Origin of the sequence: Rubripirellula reticaptiva (assembly GCF_007860175.1) — a bacterium.
Classification (GTDB): domain Bacteria; phylum Planctomycetota; class Planctomycetia; order Pirellulales; family Pirellulaceae; genus Rubripirellula; species Rubripirellula reticaptiva.
On record NZ_SJPX01000005.1, the window covers coordinates 1,074,669 to 1,090,114 of the forward strand.

The window sequence follows — 15,446 nt, forward strand, 5'->3', positions numbered from 1 at the left end:
GAACGAAAAGCCCCCTGCCGACGAGGCGAGCAATCCATGGACATGAGCGAGACGAGCCGACCGGTTGTCGATGAGGTCGACTTGATGTTGGCAAACGCCCGCTTGCGAGACGAGCTGGAACCGTACCGTGACGAATCAATCGACTCGTCGCTTCATCGGATGCCGCTGCGGACCGAAAACGAGTACTTAGCGTCAATGTTGGCCTGGGAGCGAGCCCCGGCTCTCCCCATTGCAAGCTGGTTCTCACCGGTGATGGAGTTGCCGCCACCCGATTCCCTCAGCGACCAAGCTCTTTCGGAACTGCTGATCGGAACCATCATCCGGTTGCATTCCCAGCGAGTCGTCCTGCGTTGCACGGACCACCTGACTGATCGCGAGCTTTACAAGATCATCTACCGCGACATCCTGCCGTGTTGCGAAAAGAAGGTCGAACTGCCAGGCAAGTTTCTGGAGTGGCGTTGCATCGAAGACAACGACACATGGCTGCGTTACTACGCCGACGCAGTTGAACGACGACGATTCCAAGAAGAATACGAAGTCGATTTGCCGCCCAGCGAAACGCCACCGTACCAACGGGACCTACCGTAATCGATAAAGTCGTTTGACGTCGCGACAAGTCGCCAGAGAGTCTCGGCAAGTATCTTATCAACTCGAAACTCTTGCGGAATTTCGCAACCTGAAAATCAAGTTGACGCAGAGCGTTAGCCCTTGCGGTAACGCCACATGCAAGCGAGTGCGGACACGGCATCTCGCCAGCCAATTTTCTTGCCTTCTTTGTAACTACGAGCCTGATAACCCGTCGGAACTTCGATCAATTCGTAGTGACCGGCGGCAATCTTGGCCGTGATTTCCGGCTCAAAACCGAACCGGCATTCACGCAGTTCCATCGATCGAATCAAATCGCCGTCGAAGGCTTTGTGACAGGTTTCCATGTCGGTCAATTGCAATCCGGTCAAGCAATTGCTCAACGACGTCAGCATCCAGTTGCCCAACCGATGCACGACAGACGAATCATCCCAGCCATTCAAATAGCGGGACCCGTACGTGGCATCGGCGTCACCATCAAGGATTGGCCAAATCACTCGCAGTAAATCCGCTGGATCGTATTCCATGTCGGCATCTTGAATCGCAACAACTCTGCCCTGACTGTGCCTGATCGCTAGTCGAACGGCCGAACCTTTGCCATGATTGGCGCGGCGACAGATGATTTGGCGCGACGCGCTATGCGGCAGCGATTGCAACCATTCCGTCGTGCCATCGGTGCTGCCGTCGTCGACGATGATGATTTCGGTCGCCGGCGGCATGACTTTTTCGATGCGTCTGATCACGCGCTCGATCGTGCGAATTTCATTGAAGACGGGCACGATCACGGTCACGTCGAACCGAGTGACTGGAATCTTTCCGGCGGCAACGGAGTTGGCTTCGGCAATCAGGTCGAGCGCTTCGTCGATCCGCTCGATCGCTAACTCATGTTCTGACCGTGGCTGCCAAGTCGCCTCGTCACGACCGACACCGAATACGACCGCGTCATTTTCGGTGGCTGGATTGTTCGAAATCGCCTGTTCGTTCTTCAGCGTTTCGTTTTTCAGCGTCGTTGTCATAGAGAATGCGCTCTGCGTTGGATCGATGGATTCGCCGCTGCTTTGTCGGTTGCACGAGATGCAATACGACAAACGGTTATTCAAACGATGCGACACAACTAACGACCGCGCCGACACGAATCGACCCGATCGATCATTTCCGTCGGGCGCGATGGGCGAGGTGAGACGGTTAGATCGACTGTTCCGATTGTTCCGGTCTTAACCCGCGCAGCAAATCTGAAAGTTCGCTGCCAAACGCAATAGAAAATTGCAGGCCGGTCCGGCAAGACAAAGAAGAAAGTCCAACAGCGGACTGGCGGTCCTCGAGCCGCCCCTGCCAAACGAACCGCGTCGGTTCGCTGGCGTGCCAAAATCGTGCAGATCGGATCAAGAGCAGACCCGGATCACGATTGGTCTTAAGACCTTCGATGGCTTCTTAAGCCTTCGACGGCGCGTCGGTGGTGCCCAACTGGGCCAACACCTGAAGAACGCCATTGAGATGTGCCAAACGGGGGCCAAATCGATCAACAAATTCGTTCAACATGTACTCGCCTTCGATCAAATGATCTTCGCTATCGGCGACTTCTTCGGTCAACGTTCCCAAGAACTCTGTTTGCACGCGGCTAAGCGTTTCAGCAGCACGACGACACGCTGTTGCCAATTCTGGGTTTGCATTCTTCCATTGCTGCAGTTCACTGGCGCGTTGGTTGTTGGCAGCAGCAGTTTGTTGAATCAAATTTTCCAACAATTTGTTCTGCTGTTGCTGTCCGGCCACCAATTGACGCAACAATTCGATCGCAACCCGATCGTTCGAAGCTGGCGGAGTCGAATTGGATTCGGCCGAGACATCAATTCGAAACATGGGCGAAATAGGCTCGTGATCGTAGGACATATCGATTGGGGCTCTGAAGCGTTTTGGGTCAGTTCGCTGAAATGTTCGCCGAGTATAACCCACTAAAATTTGGGTTGTCGAGCAAACGCCATCGAACTCGGTTTTTTGTTTTTACGCGAACAAAACTTCCGGATAATCCGCAACTTTTCGCTTGCAAGCAATCAACGAAGACTTTACCGATACAACCCCTAAAGTCGCGATAACCGGATCGCCGAAGACAACCTCTAGAGACCTTCACCGGATCACCGGTGCTGCGTTTTTTCAGCACCAGCGTGAAACTTCCACGTCCTTGGTGACGATCCTGTTCTCTTTCCACGTTTGACTTTAACGCATGGCCCAATCGGCAATCACGATCGCCTATTTTACCGTCGTCGAAGACGAACGCACCGGATGGACCGGTGGGCTGCTGCTGTTGAACGGCGGCGGACGCCCGCTTGAATTTCAGTGCACGTTACCGGTACGCCCGTCGCGAGCGCACGAAATTTTGTTTGGCCCAACTCTTCGCGATCACATCATTGGCGAAGTGATTGGACCGTTGCTGGTCAAGAAATGCCGCACGCCAATCGGCTTCTTGTGCTGTGACCAACCCGAATCGCTGATCATCAGCCAAACAGTGTCGTACCCGATCGCACTAGTGGTCGAAGCCGCCGAGTTAGAAGAAGGCCCGATCACTGACGACACGCTGATCGGATCTAGTGAAGTGGCACTGGCCGGTTCCACGCTGCGAGTTCCGATGGAACAAGTCGACGCGGTGCGCGCGATGACCGAAAAACTGATCGACTTGCCCGATGCGATCGAACCATTCGAACGCATTCGCGAAGCCATCAAAGAAGCGCAGTCACAAATCGCACGATCACAAAACGTGCCCACCCCAAGAATCGCTGACGCCGCTTAATATGTTTCAACGAAAATCAGCGTCCGACATGATCGCCGAAATCGACACGGCGAACAGTTGGTGTGCCGACTCGTTGGTGCCCACCGGGACGTACGAAATCACACTCGAGCGGATCGAACCGCGTTCGTTGCCCATTCGTGTGTCACCGCTGACGACGCGAGTCACGGGATTTCTGTTTCCCGAGGCGAACCAGTGGGTGCCGCCAAAACCGCCGCCTTCGGAATCGTCGACCGACAAAGCCGAAACGGCAAAGGTGCGCAAACGTTACAAGACGATCAAGCATCACCGCATCAAGCCACCCAATGACGTGGTCAAACTGCAAGACCGGTTGTACTACTTGCTGCAACCACCGCTGGACTTGTTGGTCGGCAGCGGACAACTGAACTTTCCGTTCGACCCGTTTGCATACCAGTTAGACGGTATCGCGTTCTTGTTCCCGCGTTACGCCGCCGTCTTGGCTGACGAAATGGGACTCGGCAAAACGATGCAAGCGATCAGCACGATCCGATTGCTTTTGTGCAGCGGCGAGGTGCGCAGCGTTTTATTGGTGTGTCCCAAACCGCTGGTCAGCAATTGGCTGCGCGAGTTCCAAGTCTGGGCACCAGAAATCCCGGTCGCCGCGATCGAAGGAAACGCCGCCACCCGCGAACATGCGTGGCGATCTCCTGAAATCCCCGTCAAAATTGCCAACTACGAACTACTGATGCGAGACAAAGAAACAGTCTTGGACAGCGGTCTGCATTTTGATCTGGTCGCGCTCGACGAAGCCCAACGGATCAAGAATCGCAACAGCACGACCAGCGAGATCGTGCGTGCGATTCCTCGCACTCGTTCCTGGGCACTGACCGGCACCCCGGTCGAAAACTCGCCAGACGATTTGGTCGGCATTTTCGATTACCTGTCGCCCGGCTATTTGAAGGTCGGCATGCCGATGGGCGAAATGGCCAAACTGTCCAAAGACTTCATCATGCGCCGGACCAAGGACATGGTGATGAATGACATGCCGCCCAAACTCTATCGTGACGCCGAACTTGACCTCACACCCGAGCAATGGTCGACCTACGAGATGGCCGAGAAGGAAGGCGTGGTCCGACTCGAAGAAATGGAACAAGATTTGACAATCCAGCACGTCTTTGAATTGGTGCTGCGATTGAAACAGATCTGTAACTTTGATCCAGTGACTAGTGCCAGCGCGAAACTGGAACGCATGGTTGCCGACATGGAGGAAGTTGTCGCGAGCGGTAAAAAGGCGATCGTGTTCAGTCAGTGGGTCAACAGCATCGACCGAATGTTGCCCGCGATGGAGCGGTTTGGACCGCTGCAATATCACGGAAGAATCCCACACAAGAAACGCGAAGGCGTCATCGACCAATTTAAGAACGACCCCAAGGCTAGCGTCATTTTGATGAGCTACGGTGCTGGAAGTGTGGGACTGAATTTGCAATTCTGCGAGTACGTGTTTCTGTTCGATCGGTGGTGGAATCCCGCGGTCGAGGATCAAGCCATCAACCGGGCGCACCGCATCGGTGCTCGCGGCGCGGTGACTGTCACTCGAATGTTGGCGATGAACACCATCGAACAGCGGATTGCAGCCGTGCTAGACCAAAAACGCGAAATGTTCGACACGCTCTTCAGTGACCAGAGCGGCCCAACCAAGGGCAGTGGCGGCGGTCTAAGTCGCGACGAAATCTTTGGACTGTTTGATCTGCGGGCACCGGGCGGCAAAAAAGTCAGCTAGCCGAAACTGACAAAAGACCGACTTGCGATCGGGCAACCCTGTGTGTTGGGTTTCGGATAAGATGGTGGTACTAGTCTGGCCCCGACACCATCTTGGAAACCACGCCCCAGCGATGAGCACTTCTGTAGAATCCATGCAGGCCGAAGCCGCACAGTTCCGCGACCGCTACAACGCCGTGCGGGACATGATCGGCCGAGTCATCGTTGGACACGACGACATCGTCCACGGTGTGTTGACGGCAATTCTTTGCGGTGGGCACTGCCTGTTAGAGGGCGTCCCTGGACTGGGCAAGACGATGCTGGTGCGAACACTCGCCGAAGTACTGGACTTGGAATTCAATCGCGTCCAGTTCACGCCCGACCTGATGCCAGCCGACATCCTCGGCACCAACATGATCGTCGAAGACGACGCGGGTCGGCGAAAATTCGAATTTCAAAAGGGTCCGGTCTTCACTCAGATCTTGTTAGCCGACGAAATCAACCGTGCTACGCCCAAGACACAGTCGGCGATGTTGGAAACGATGCAGGAAGGCACCGTGACGGCCGGCGGCAAACGGTTCGAACTGTCGAAGCCGTTTTTTGTCTTGGCAACTCAAAACCCAATCGAACAAGAAGGCACCTATCCGCTTCCCGAAGCACAACTGGACCGATTTCTTTTTAAGCTGGTGGTCGGCTACAGCAGCCGCGAAGACTTGAACGTGATCGTCGACCGAACCACGCGCGGCGAAAAAATCTCGCTCGATAAAGTCATGGACGGCGCCGAACTGATCAAGTGGCAAGGGATGGTCCGCCAAGTGATCCTGGCACCCCATGTTCAAGATTATTTGGTGCGTCTGAATTTGGCGACACACCCCGACGGCCCCCACAGCGTCGATGCGACCAATAACTATGTGCGATGGGGTGCGAGCCCGCGGGGTGCGCAGACGTTGGCGTTGGCGGCGAAAGTTCGTGCGCTGCTGGACGGACGATTCAATGTTTCGTTCGAAGACGTTCGCCGCGTCTTCTTGCCGGCGATGCGACATCGAGTGCTGTTAAATTTCGAAGCGCAAGCCGAAGGCATCGAGCCCGACACGGTGCTGTTAGACATCTTGGAAAAGGTTCCCGAAAAAGCCGACTGATCATGTTCGATGACAATCCCTACCGCCCAACGGCGGACTCACGGGTGGCGGATACGCCAGATGATTCAATTGTCATCCCGCCGATTCCCCGTCAGCGGTCCGCGTGGAACGGGGTATTGTTGGGGTTTGCGATCGGAGCGGCGATCCCGGTCGGCATGGGGGTATATAGCATCGCCCAATTTTCGGCTTACCAAGCAACATTGCCATCTGGGTCGGCGACTTGTGGCATGCCAATGCTTGGCGCAATGATGATCATCTTCTTTGGCGGTCCCTTTGGTGGATTGATCGGCGCGCTAGTCGGCGGAGCGGTTTCCTATTTCAACCCGAGTCGCCGATGAACCTGTTTTTCGTCTGCGTTTTCGTGACGCTTGTCCCGGCCAGCATGATGACGATGATCACATGCCTTGCCGTCGGCCTGTCGCTGGGGCCATCACGAATATCCGTTCGATTGCCGATCTTCTTGATCGGATCAGCGATTTTCGCGGGCGTGATTTGCCTGTTCGAATCAAATTCCGAGTGCTGGCCGCTGGGGATTGCAACGGTCGTTCTGGGGTTGTTGGCACTGGGGATGCGAGATCGATTCATCGCGATGATCGCGATCGGCTGTGGATTGCCGCTCGTCTTGTTTACCGCCATGCAAGTCATTTCCGGCGGTTTCCAAACTCGTTCATTTACCGCGACCATGTTGGCATCCGGTTTTCTGGCCTTGATGTTTTCAACGTTGCGATTCGCAGGATACCGTTTGACTCGGTTGGCAAACCCGGTGTCGGCAACGGACTTGCACTTGGCAACCGGCACGCCTTTGCACCAGTGGATTGCCGAACTCGACCGCTCGGATGCATTGCCTGGCAATTATGCCGAAACAATGTCTCGTCTCAGCGATCGAGGGCTGACGAATCACTGGCAAAAGATCATCACCAAATCCTACGAGCGATCACGGGGCAGGATGCCGATCGAACGATCGAGTGACGGACGCCCTGTGTTTGTTGCCCCGGATAGGCTGGCAAGTTTTTTTGGGTGGTCGTTTGGCCAGCTCCGACATCGCTTTAGCGTTTGGCAGATGATGGTTTGGTCATTCTGTGCAGCGACCGTATTTGGTCTGGGCCGTCAATTGCCGCCCCTGAATTTGCCGAGCGAGGCCGTTGCGATTGCCGTTCCCATGGCTGCCGCGATCACCATCATCGCACTTGCGTGCATGCATGGAATTTTGTCTCCTCGACTCGGTCGAGCTTCTGCCAAACATCACATTTTGATCGTTGCCGTAACGATCTTGGTGTTCCCCAAAGTCGTCGGACTGGCTCCGGGTGATCCGCGTTTCTTCATCCTGATGGCGTGGCTGATCACATCGATGACGTTGTGGTTTGCACTGGCGTGCATGGCTGCTCGCGAGCAGGGCCTATCACTTGTCCGAATGGAAGCCCAACAAAGCACCGCCCCCCGGACGGCGGGAACAAGAAACGACGGTAAAAATGGGGAAATGACGAATTTTCGGGATTTGCCTAAGGCACCCGTTTCGCATATCATCATCACCGTTCCAGCCAAGGAAATTGAGGCTGAAACGCCTACCCCTTACAGGTAGCAGTGACCATCCACGCAAGGCATGTTCGCTGGTTTCATGTGCCGTCGTTTGAACGAATTGGTTCGTAAACGGCTCTCTTTTCTAGCGAAGGATCGAATCAGTGAAGTTCCCATTCGCACGGCAGACGCGAGCCGCCGAGCCACGATTGCGTTCTAGCAAACATCGGTCGGAACTTAAAAGCCTGATTATCGAGCAACTCGAAGCTCCCCTGCCGACGAAAAAATCACCCGTTCGAACACGTCCACCGATGCCCCGAGTGGATGCGGCAACGCCGTTCCCGCCGCGAATTTCACGGTCACCGGTTTCTCCTACGTCGAGCGTAACGCAGACTCCTGCTCTGCGGCCGGAAATCTCTCCCCTTCCCGTGCGCCGCATTGACCGAGCCACCTTGGCCATAACGGACGTGACGGTTCTCGACTCACCTAAGGTGACAGCAAAAATCGTCGCGACAGCGATCGAAAAGTCAACCATTCCCGATCATCAAGCGCCTGTGTTTCCGTTTGTCGCATTTGCGGTGACGAGCGAGATCTCCAGCACGGCAAGTGAATCGGCGACTGAATTTGCGTTGAACCATTTCGCGCTGAACCATGCATCGAAGCACGAATCTCTGACGCTGCACCATTGGTCGGCCGTTGCTGACATCAATTGCCCTCAATCGATCAAAATCGACCTGACGAGCTCGCGATTGGTAAGCGGATTCCGATTGACCGCCAATGGCTCGGCAACATGGTCGGCAGTCACCTGTTCCACCGTGACGCAAAACGATCACGACCGTATTGCTAGCGATGCTGCATTCATGACCGACTTCATTGACGCCAGCTCCCGATCGGCAAACCCGAGTCCGGCGACACAATCACAAGAACGCCTGCATACACTCGTTCCCGTCCATTCACGATTCGCGGCCCTTGGCAGACGATACCTGATTCTGCCCAATCGATTTTCGTCGCGACTGTTACGAAACTACTTTGGCCGGATCACGGCGACGTCATCTCGCGTGTCGATGGACCAGATCGACAAGGTTTACACGGCCCGAGCATCAGCCAAACAGATTCCCGCGCCGAAATCAGAGCTGCGGATTTTCAATGGCGAAGCCGCCGAAACAGTCGGCCGGCGAACGTCCCAGCCATCTTGCCATGCATCGGTCACGAACCTCCGAATCAGCGAGATTGATGAATACCGGAACGACGAAGGTGGTTCAGTCGAATACGTCGAACTTGAAAACTTCGGTACCAAGACCATTTCGTTGGCCGGCGTTGCCTTGGTCGACGCAGTCGATTTCCAATTCGACACCGGAAAAATTGATCGGCTCGAACCGGGCGAATTTGCTTTGGTCGTTCGAGACCTAAGCGAAATGGCGTCGACCGATGGGCATGACCTGCCAATTGCTGGACAATTCGAAGCGTCGAAAACAAACAACGATCACGCCACCATCACGGTGCTTGCCGCCGACGGTTCGATCATCCAGTCCTACGTTCGCAATCCGGACAATGGAACTTGGCAATTGCCCCATGCGGTGAACGAAACGTCGATCTCGTTGCACCGAATCTCGAACATGGCCGCCACGCGGCCCGCGGCCGAATCGCCAAACGTTACTGCGACGACGAAGAAGTCTGATCCAACGAACGAGAACCCACATACGGCGCCTCGCGGCGTTGCCCAAGTCGTCCGCCGCGGAGTCGCCTACGCGAACGCACCATCGGCACTTGGCCCAATCGCCATCGCCGCGAACGTGACCGGACTGCTGCCAGGCCAAAAAGCGACCTCGGCGAACTACACGAATTACTTGCGAGGCTTGACCCAAGTCTTTATCGACGTCGATGGGCTGCCGTCGACGCACCTGAGCGAAGAAGATTTTGGATTCAAGGTCGGCAACTGCGAAGACCTGTCGGCGTGGCAAGGCGCACCCTCGACATCAGCAATCGATGTAGCGTCCGGCGCTGGCGAAAAAGGAGCGTCGCGAGTCGCCATCACTTGGGCGGACCACGCCATCCAGAACCAGTGGCTGCAAGTCACCATGCTGGCGTCCGATGCAACCGGACTGGCAATGGACGACGTTTTCTACGTTGGCCACCAATCGGTGCGTCCTACGGAAACACATACCACCGAAACGAGTCCCACCAACCGGTTGCTAACCCCGCCCCCGGCTGCTGCCGAGCCTTTTGACGCTCACGGCGAGGCCCTGCGAATGATCTTGGCTCCGGCGGTAAATGCGACGACGCCAACCCCATCGAATAGCCAGAAAATCCTGACTTTCAGCCGTCGTGGCCCGCTACAAAACCCGGCCGTAGTCGATTCGATTTTCTCCGATAAACCGGTTAAAACGCGACTCTCTCGAGCCGAATAATGATTCGGTCTTGATCCCAACACTTTTTCCGTTTTCGTGACGTCACAACCACGCGAGCGGCGCTATTCATCGGCATTTTCTCTGCCACTGCAAACGCGCCCCACGGCCTCTAGCCGAGGCAGTTAGGATGGAGTCTTCTTCGAAAAGATTGATTCCGCGTTTCGTAAAGGATTCCGGGATCAATCGACGCCTAGCTTGCGTCTAAAGAGACCGGCTGTTGCGCGCAGAGTTCTGTTGGACTTGGCGACAACAAACCGGCCCATCATTCCAGATGATTCCCTCAATATCGCAGCACCATGAAGCTCCGTCGGCACCACTCAAACTGTTCGCGTAATCATCACCCCCGCCGTTTGCGACTCGAATCGCTCGAGCGACGACGAGTGCTGGCGTCGTTTGCAGTCACGACACCGTTCGATGTTGTCGACACTGACGACTCGCTGGTCAGCCTGCGCGAAGCGATCACGCTTGCCAATGACACCGTCGGAGTCGACCAGATCACTTTCGACGCGGCGGTATTTGCCGCCCCAACCACGATCGAACTTTCACTTGGCCAGCTAACGATCACTGACGGCGTCGACATCCAAGGCCCCGGCCAAGACTCTCTGACCATCAATGGCATGTCGGCGACTCGGATTTTCGAGATCGCCACGGCACCCTCTGACGATCGGGCGGTCACGATTTCTGATCTGACCATGACGGCCGGACGCACGATCGGCTTCAACGAAGGCGGTGGTGCAATCCGGCAATTTTCGGCATCCACACTGACGCTGGATTCCGTCGCAATCACGAACAACCGCACGTTTGGAGGAAACTCGGGCGGTGGTGCGATCGAATCGGCGGGCACCTTGGTGATCCAAAACAGCCTGATTGCTGGCAACGGGACCGCCAGCGACAACTCGCCCGGCGGCGCGATCACGGGGACGAGTGTCGTAACGATCCAAAACAGTCAATTGATCGGAAATTTCACCGAAGGTGTGGGGTCACGTGGCGGCGCTGTTTCATCAACCGCCAGCCTGTCGATTGCAAACAGCAGCCTGAGCCACAACAGTACCGCGGGCCAGGACGCCAACGGCGGTGCCGTCGGAGCCAACAGCCGCATCACAATTCAATCAAGCAGCTTCACCGCCAACGAAACCCGTGCTGCCGATTCGGACGGTGGCGCGATCGCCGTCTTCCAAGCAAGTGAAGCGTTTGGCGGCAGCCTGACAATTCAAGATACCGAAATCGATAGCAACCAGACGCTCAACACCGGTGCTCGGGGCGGCGGAATCTATGGTGACGCATCCGACATTACTGTCACCGGTTCGTCGATCACTCGCAACGAAACCTCCGGCGACGGCTCAAACGGCGGCGGAATTTGGCTGACGCGATCCAACTTGACGATCTCGCAAAGCACAGTTTCGGGCAATTCGACACTAGCCACGAACTCGATCGGCGGCGGGATCGGAATCGTCGGCGGATCGATGACCGCCGACGGAATCACGGTGACGGACAACGAAGCGGAAGGCGAAGCGGGCGGCATCCAATTTGACGCGGATCTTGACACAGCGTCACTGAACATTGTCAATTCCATCGTCGCCGGAAATCGAGTGACAGCGGCGACGGGCACAGCGTCCGACCTTCATTTTTTCCAAGCGACTCCGACACTTTCGGTGCAATCCAGCCTGATCGGCAACAACGGCGGCACGCCGCTGTTGGCTGCTGCCGTTGCTGATTCAGACGGCAACCTGATCGGCGGATCGACGTCGACGACTCAATTGGACGCCGGCTTGAACGCACTGACCGTGGTGGGCCAAACTCGCATTCACCCGCTTTCCGCAGGCTCGATTGCGATCGACGCAGGCAACGAAACGTTTTCTCCGGGTACAACATCCGACCAGCGAGGCGATGGATTCAGCCGAGTCGCGGGCGCCGCCCAAGATATGGGCGCGATGGAGTTACAAGTGCCGGCGGCCACCGATTTTGTCGTCACGACATTGCTAGACGAAATCGATTTTGCGAATGAAACGATTAGCCTGCGCGAAGCGATCATCATCGCCAACGGCAACCCAGGTGCCGACGTGATTTCGTTTGACGAAAGCCTTCGCGAAACCGACGGAATCATCACGCTTGCCCAAGGTACGCTTCGAATTACCGATTCGGTCGCGATCACCGGACTCGGTCGCCAGTCATCGACGATCGATGCAGCCGGACTTTCGCGAGTCATCGAAATCAACGGCGATATCGATGTCACCATCGAAAACCTGACCATCACGGGTGGCCGATCAACAGGCAACAATCCGACCCTGCCAAACTTTTCCGATGCCGCAACGACCCTGCAAAACGGCGGTGGATTGCGATCCGATACATCCGGCTTGGTCACGCTGCGATCCGTTTCGGTCATCGACAATCAAACCCTCGGCAGCAATTCGATCGGCGGCGGAGTGTGGGCGACGTCGGGAACACTTGTGATCGAAGACTCTCTGATCGACAACAATCGCGGCAGCGGAATCGCCGTCGCCAATCAGTCGCTGTCGATGATCGGCAACTCGGTGACACGAAATACCGAATCCGGGATCATGATTGACGCGTCCGAGGCAAGCATCGTCAACTCGACCGTGTCGACCAACACCGGCACGATCGGCGGCGGGCTGCTGGTTACCGGCGACAGCACGGTCGCACTGGTCCAGTCCACCGTTTTTGGCAACTCAGCCGAAACCGGCGGCGGCATCTCGCTTGCGGACGAAGTCACCCAGCCGGTCACGATCGCCAACTCAATCATCGCCGGCAATACGGGCACGGTTTCGCATCCCGACCTGACGCTGCCCGTCATCTCTTCCAACGTTGACATTGCTTTCTCGTTGATTGGCGACAGTTCCGATACGGTGCTGACCGAAACACAGACCGCCGACGAAAACGGTAACCTGATCGGTCACGACGAAGCCAATGGCGGCAGCGGTGTGATCGACGCACTCGTCGGACCGCTGGTCGCGTCAGGGATTCACGGAATGCTCGTCCACTTGCCATCCGCATCAAGCCCCGCGATTGACGCTGGCAGCGATGCACTGGCAATCGATTCCAGTGGCGCCGCACTGACCAGCGACGCGCGTGGATTGCCGTTCCAGCGAATTTCCGGCACCGTCGATATCGGTGCGGTCGAATCACAGATAGCCACGCCAATCATCGTTTGGAACGATCCTGCCGACATCCCCGTCGGCACACCGCTTGGCCAAGACCAACTTAACGCGACCACCCAAACGCCGGGCACTTTTGCCTATACCCCCGTCGAAGGCACCGTCCTTGATCTGGGCGATGACCAAGTCTTGACGGCGGTGTTCACGCCCGATGACTTGACGATCTACCAAGAAACAACGGTCACCGTTTCGCTGGACGTCGTCGACCTACTCGACCGCGGCGACGCGCCCGATTCCTACGGCACGCTGATCGCATCGGGCGGAGCCGCCCACAATGCGTCGCCGCTCACACTCGGTGAATTGTTTGACGGTGACGTGGATGGCCAACCCACGCCTGCGGCCGATGGCGATGGTGCCGATGATGACGGCGTCATTTTCATGACTCCTATTTTTGCAGGCAGCAACGCAAGCACGGCAAGTCTTCTGGTCACAGCATCAGCCAACAGCAAACTCGACGCCTGGATTGATTTCGACGCAGACGGAACCTTCGATGCAGTGACCGAAAGTCTTTTTGGCGCCACATCCCTGTCGCTCGTCGCCGGCGTGAACGTTGTTCCGTTCACTATCCCATCGGGCGCGACCGCAGGCGAAACGTTCGCTCGGTTCCGAATCAGCACCGAAGGTGGCCTGATGCCCAACGGAATCGCGGCCGACGGGGAAGTCGAAGATTATGCGGTCACCATTTTGTCTGACTCCGCACCGACGGACGCAGCCGTCAGCGTTACCGGCAGCCAGATCACTCTGGTCCGCGATGGCGACGCCGTTGTCGTCAAACGACGCACCGTCGAAGTGTTTCGAGTCGCTAGCACGGCCATCGACCAACTGACCATATACGGCGACGAGTTCAGTAATGTCTTGACCGTTGACCAGACCTCGGGCGACGCCATTCCAAATGGCGGACTGATTTTCGAAGGTGGTGACCGAGTCAACACCTTGCGCTGGGTTGGCGGTGCAGGCACACTCGACCTGACGCCGACCGGCAATTTAATACTAAGACAAGTTGACGCGATCGATCTGACCGACGCGGGCGCCCAATCCGTTCTGGTCGACTCGGCCGCCGCACGAGAAATGGATCCGGATGGTGGCGGGGTGATCATCACCGGACACGTTCCCGTCGCTGGTCAGCCCAGCGACCAGATCATGTTCGCCGATGGACCACTGTGGCGAATGGGAACTCCCGAGGTCATCTTCGGAACCGCCTTCCGCAAAATTTCGCTCAGCGACACCTTCATTCAAACCGATTTCGGCAGCGGCTGGCAAAACATCGCCAACCCAAGTGACGTCAACAACAATGGATCCATCACGGCCAACGACGCGTTGGTGATCATTAACGAATTGGGACGCCGATCTTATAGCAACCGCGTCGGGAGCGTTCTGGTCGATCCGGCAACTGTCGACCCATGGCCTGGTTTCTACTACGACCAAAACGGCGACGGACTGGCGACCGCGTTGGATGCATTGCGAGTGATCAACCAGTTAGCCCGGCTGACAACTCCGGCAAATCCTTCGGGCGAAGCAGAATCCGCAGCGCTGATTGGCGAAATCAAGAAAGATAAAACCAGCGACAACATCGACCGTCTGATCGCAAACGACGCGTTCGTCAGCTCGCTGTTTTAGAGAACGCCGCCAAAGCCACAACCCAGTTTTGTCCATGCTTTGCGCCAACGGCGTTTGATCCAAAGCCCAGGGTCGCTGCACATATTTTGGACCCTGGCTTACGGGACAGTCCGGCGCCCGGATTACCCCACCGAGGCTGGACCGGATTGATCGTAAAACCCCATTGGGGATTGCCTGGCGTGGACGATGCACAGCCGGGGGTGCGGCAGCGCTGGAGCAGACGAACCTGGGCTTTGGATCAAACGCCAACGGCGTAGGAGCTGGAACGGTGCAAGCAGATGCGTCGGATAAAATTTTCGATGCGCGCACGAAAAAACCCGCTCTGGCAGGCGACGCTCCAGAGCGGGTCATTCGAGATTCATTGGTGATGAAGTGGCTCCGAGGAACCTGTTTTCTGTTGAGTTGTTTGGAGAGTCATTTTCACAGATTCAGTGATACCGGTCACCCGGTGTCACCATATTCTAAGAATCCTTAGAAAGGAGGTGATCCAGCCGCAGGTTCCCCTACGGCA

At 56.4% G+C, this 15,446-nt stretch carries 10 protein-coding genes; 8 read left to right on the forward strand and 2 right to left on the reverse strand.

Annotated features, from left to right (window positions below):
- Positions 1 to 42 precede the first annotated feature (42 nt).
- A complete protein-coding gene (locus tag Poly59_RS25210) occupies positions 43 to 588 on the forward strand; it encodes a hypothetical protein (RefSeq protein ID WP_146536829.1) in 546 nt (181 codons plus the stop codon).
- Between the two features lie 113 nt (positions 589 to 701).
- Here Poly59_RS25210 and Poly59_RS25215 read toward each other — a convergent pair whose 3' ends face one another.
- Entirely contained in the window at positions 702 to 1,601 is a 900-nt protein-coding gene (locus Poly59_RS25215; RefSeq protein WP_146536830.1) for a glycosyltransferase family 2 protein, read from the reverse strand.
- Between the two features lie 415 nt (positions 1,602 to 2,016).
- Positions 2,017 to 2,442, reverse strand: a complete 426-nt coding sequence (locus Poly59_RS25220) for a hypothetical protein (RefSeq protein ID WP_246151923.1) — start codon at positions 2,440 to 2,442, stop codon at positions 2,017 to 2,019.
- A gap of 361 nt (positions 2,443 to 2,803) precedes the next feature.
- On the opposite strand from Poly59_RS25220, the gene Poly59_RS25225 reads away from it, so the two are divergent.
- The 7 genes from Poly59_RS25225 to Poly59_RS25255 all read left to right on the forward strand — a co-directional run bounded on the left by Poly59_RS25225 (position 2,804) and on the right by Poly59_RS25255 (position 14,935).
- On the forward strand, positions 2,804 to 3,367 hold the full coding sequence (locus Poly59_RS25225; RefSeq protein ID WP_146536832.1) for a hypothetical protein: 564 nt from the start codon (positions 2,804 to 2,806) through the stop codon (positions 3,365 to 3,367).
- A 1-nt stretch (position 3,368) separates the two neighbouring features.
- Entirely contained in the window at positions 3,369 to 5,105 is a 1,737-nt protein-coding gene (locus tag Poly59_RS25230) for a DEAD/DEAH box helicase (protein ID WP_146536833.1), read from the forward strand.
- Positions 5,106 to 5,217: 112 nt separating this feature from the next.
- The gene (locus tag Poly59_RS25235; RefSeq protein ID WP_146536834.1) at positions 5,218 to 6,222 is read left to right on the forward strand and encodes an AAA family ATPase; all 1,005 of its coding nucleotides are present in this window, start codon (positions 5,218 to 5,220) and stop codon (positions 6,220 to 6,222) included.
- A gap of 2 nt (positions 6,223 to 6,224) precedes the next feature.
- On the forward strand, positions 6,225 to 6,560 hold the full coding sequence (locus Poly59_RS25240) for a hypothetical protein (protein WP_146536835.1): 336 nt from the start codon (positions 6,225 to 6,227) through the stop codon (positions 6,558 to 6,560).
- Positions 6,557 to 7,801: a hypothetical protein gene (locus tag Poly59_RS25245; protein WP_146536836.1), complete on the forward strand. Its 1,245-nt coding sequence runs from the start codon at positions 6,557 to 6,559 to the stop codon at positions 7,799 to 7,801. Before Poly59_RS25240 ends, Poly59_RS25245 begins: the two co-directional genes overlap by 4 nt.
- A gap of 100 nt (positions 7,802 to 7,901) precedes the next feature.
- Positions 7,902 to 10,145, forward strand: coding sequence for a lamin tail domain-containing protein (locus tag Poly59_RS25250; protein WP_146536837.1), 2,244 nt, complete (start codon positions 7,902 to 7,904; stop codon positions 10,143 to 10,145).
- Positions 10,146 to 10,441: 296 nt separating this feature from the next.
- On the forward strand, positions 10,442 to 14,935 hold the full coding sequence (locus tag Poly59_RS25255) for a choice-of-anchor Q domain-containing protein (RefSeq protein ID WP_146536838.1): 4,494 nt from the start codon (positions 10,442 to 10,444) through the stop codon (positions 14,933 to 14,935).
- The last annotated feature ends 511 nt before the right edge of the window (positions 14,936 to 15,446 follow it).

Coding starts and splice junctions, on each gene's coding strand:
- Poly59_RS25210 (WP_146536829.1), top strand. CDS start 43: ATGAGCGAGACGAGCCGACCGGTTGTCGATGAGGTCGACTTGATGTTG.
- Poly59_RS25215 (WP_146536830.1), bottom strand. CDS start 1,601: ATGACAACGACGCTGAAAAACGAAACGCTGAAGAACGAACAGGCGATT.
- Poly59_RS25220 (WP_246151923.1), bottom strand. CDS start 2,442: ATGTTTCGAATTGATGTCTCGGCCGAATCCAATTCGACTCCGCCAGCT.
- Poly59_RS25225 (WP_146536832.1), top strand. CDS start 2,804: ATGGCCCAATCGGCAATCACGATCGCCTATTTTACCGTCGTCGAAGAC.
- Poly59_RS25230 (WP_146536833.1), top strand. CDS start 3,369: ATGTTTCAACGAAAATCAGCGTCCGACATGATCGCCGAAATCGACACG.
- Poly59_RS25235 (WP_146536834.1), top strand. CDS start 5,218: ATGAGCACTTCTGTAGAATCCATGCAGGCCGAAGCCGCACAGTTCCGC.
- Poly59_RS25240 (WP_146536835.1), top strand. CDS start 6,225: ATGTTCGATGACAATCCCTACCGCCCAACGGCGGACTCACGGGTGGCG.
- Poly59_RS25245 (WP_146536836.1), top strand. CDS start 6,557: ATGAACCTGTTTTTCGTCTGCGTTTTCGTGACGCTTGTCCCGGCCAGC.
- Poly59_RS25255 (WP_146536838.1), top strand. CDS start 10,442: ATGAAGCTCCGTCGGCACCACTCAAACTGTTCGCGTAATCATCACCCC.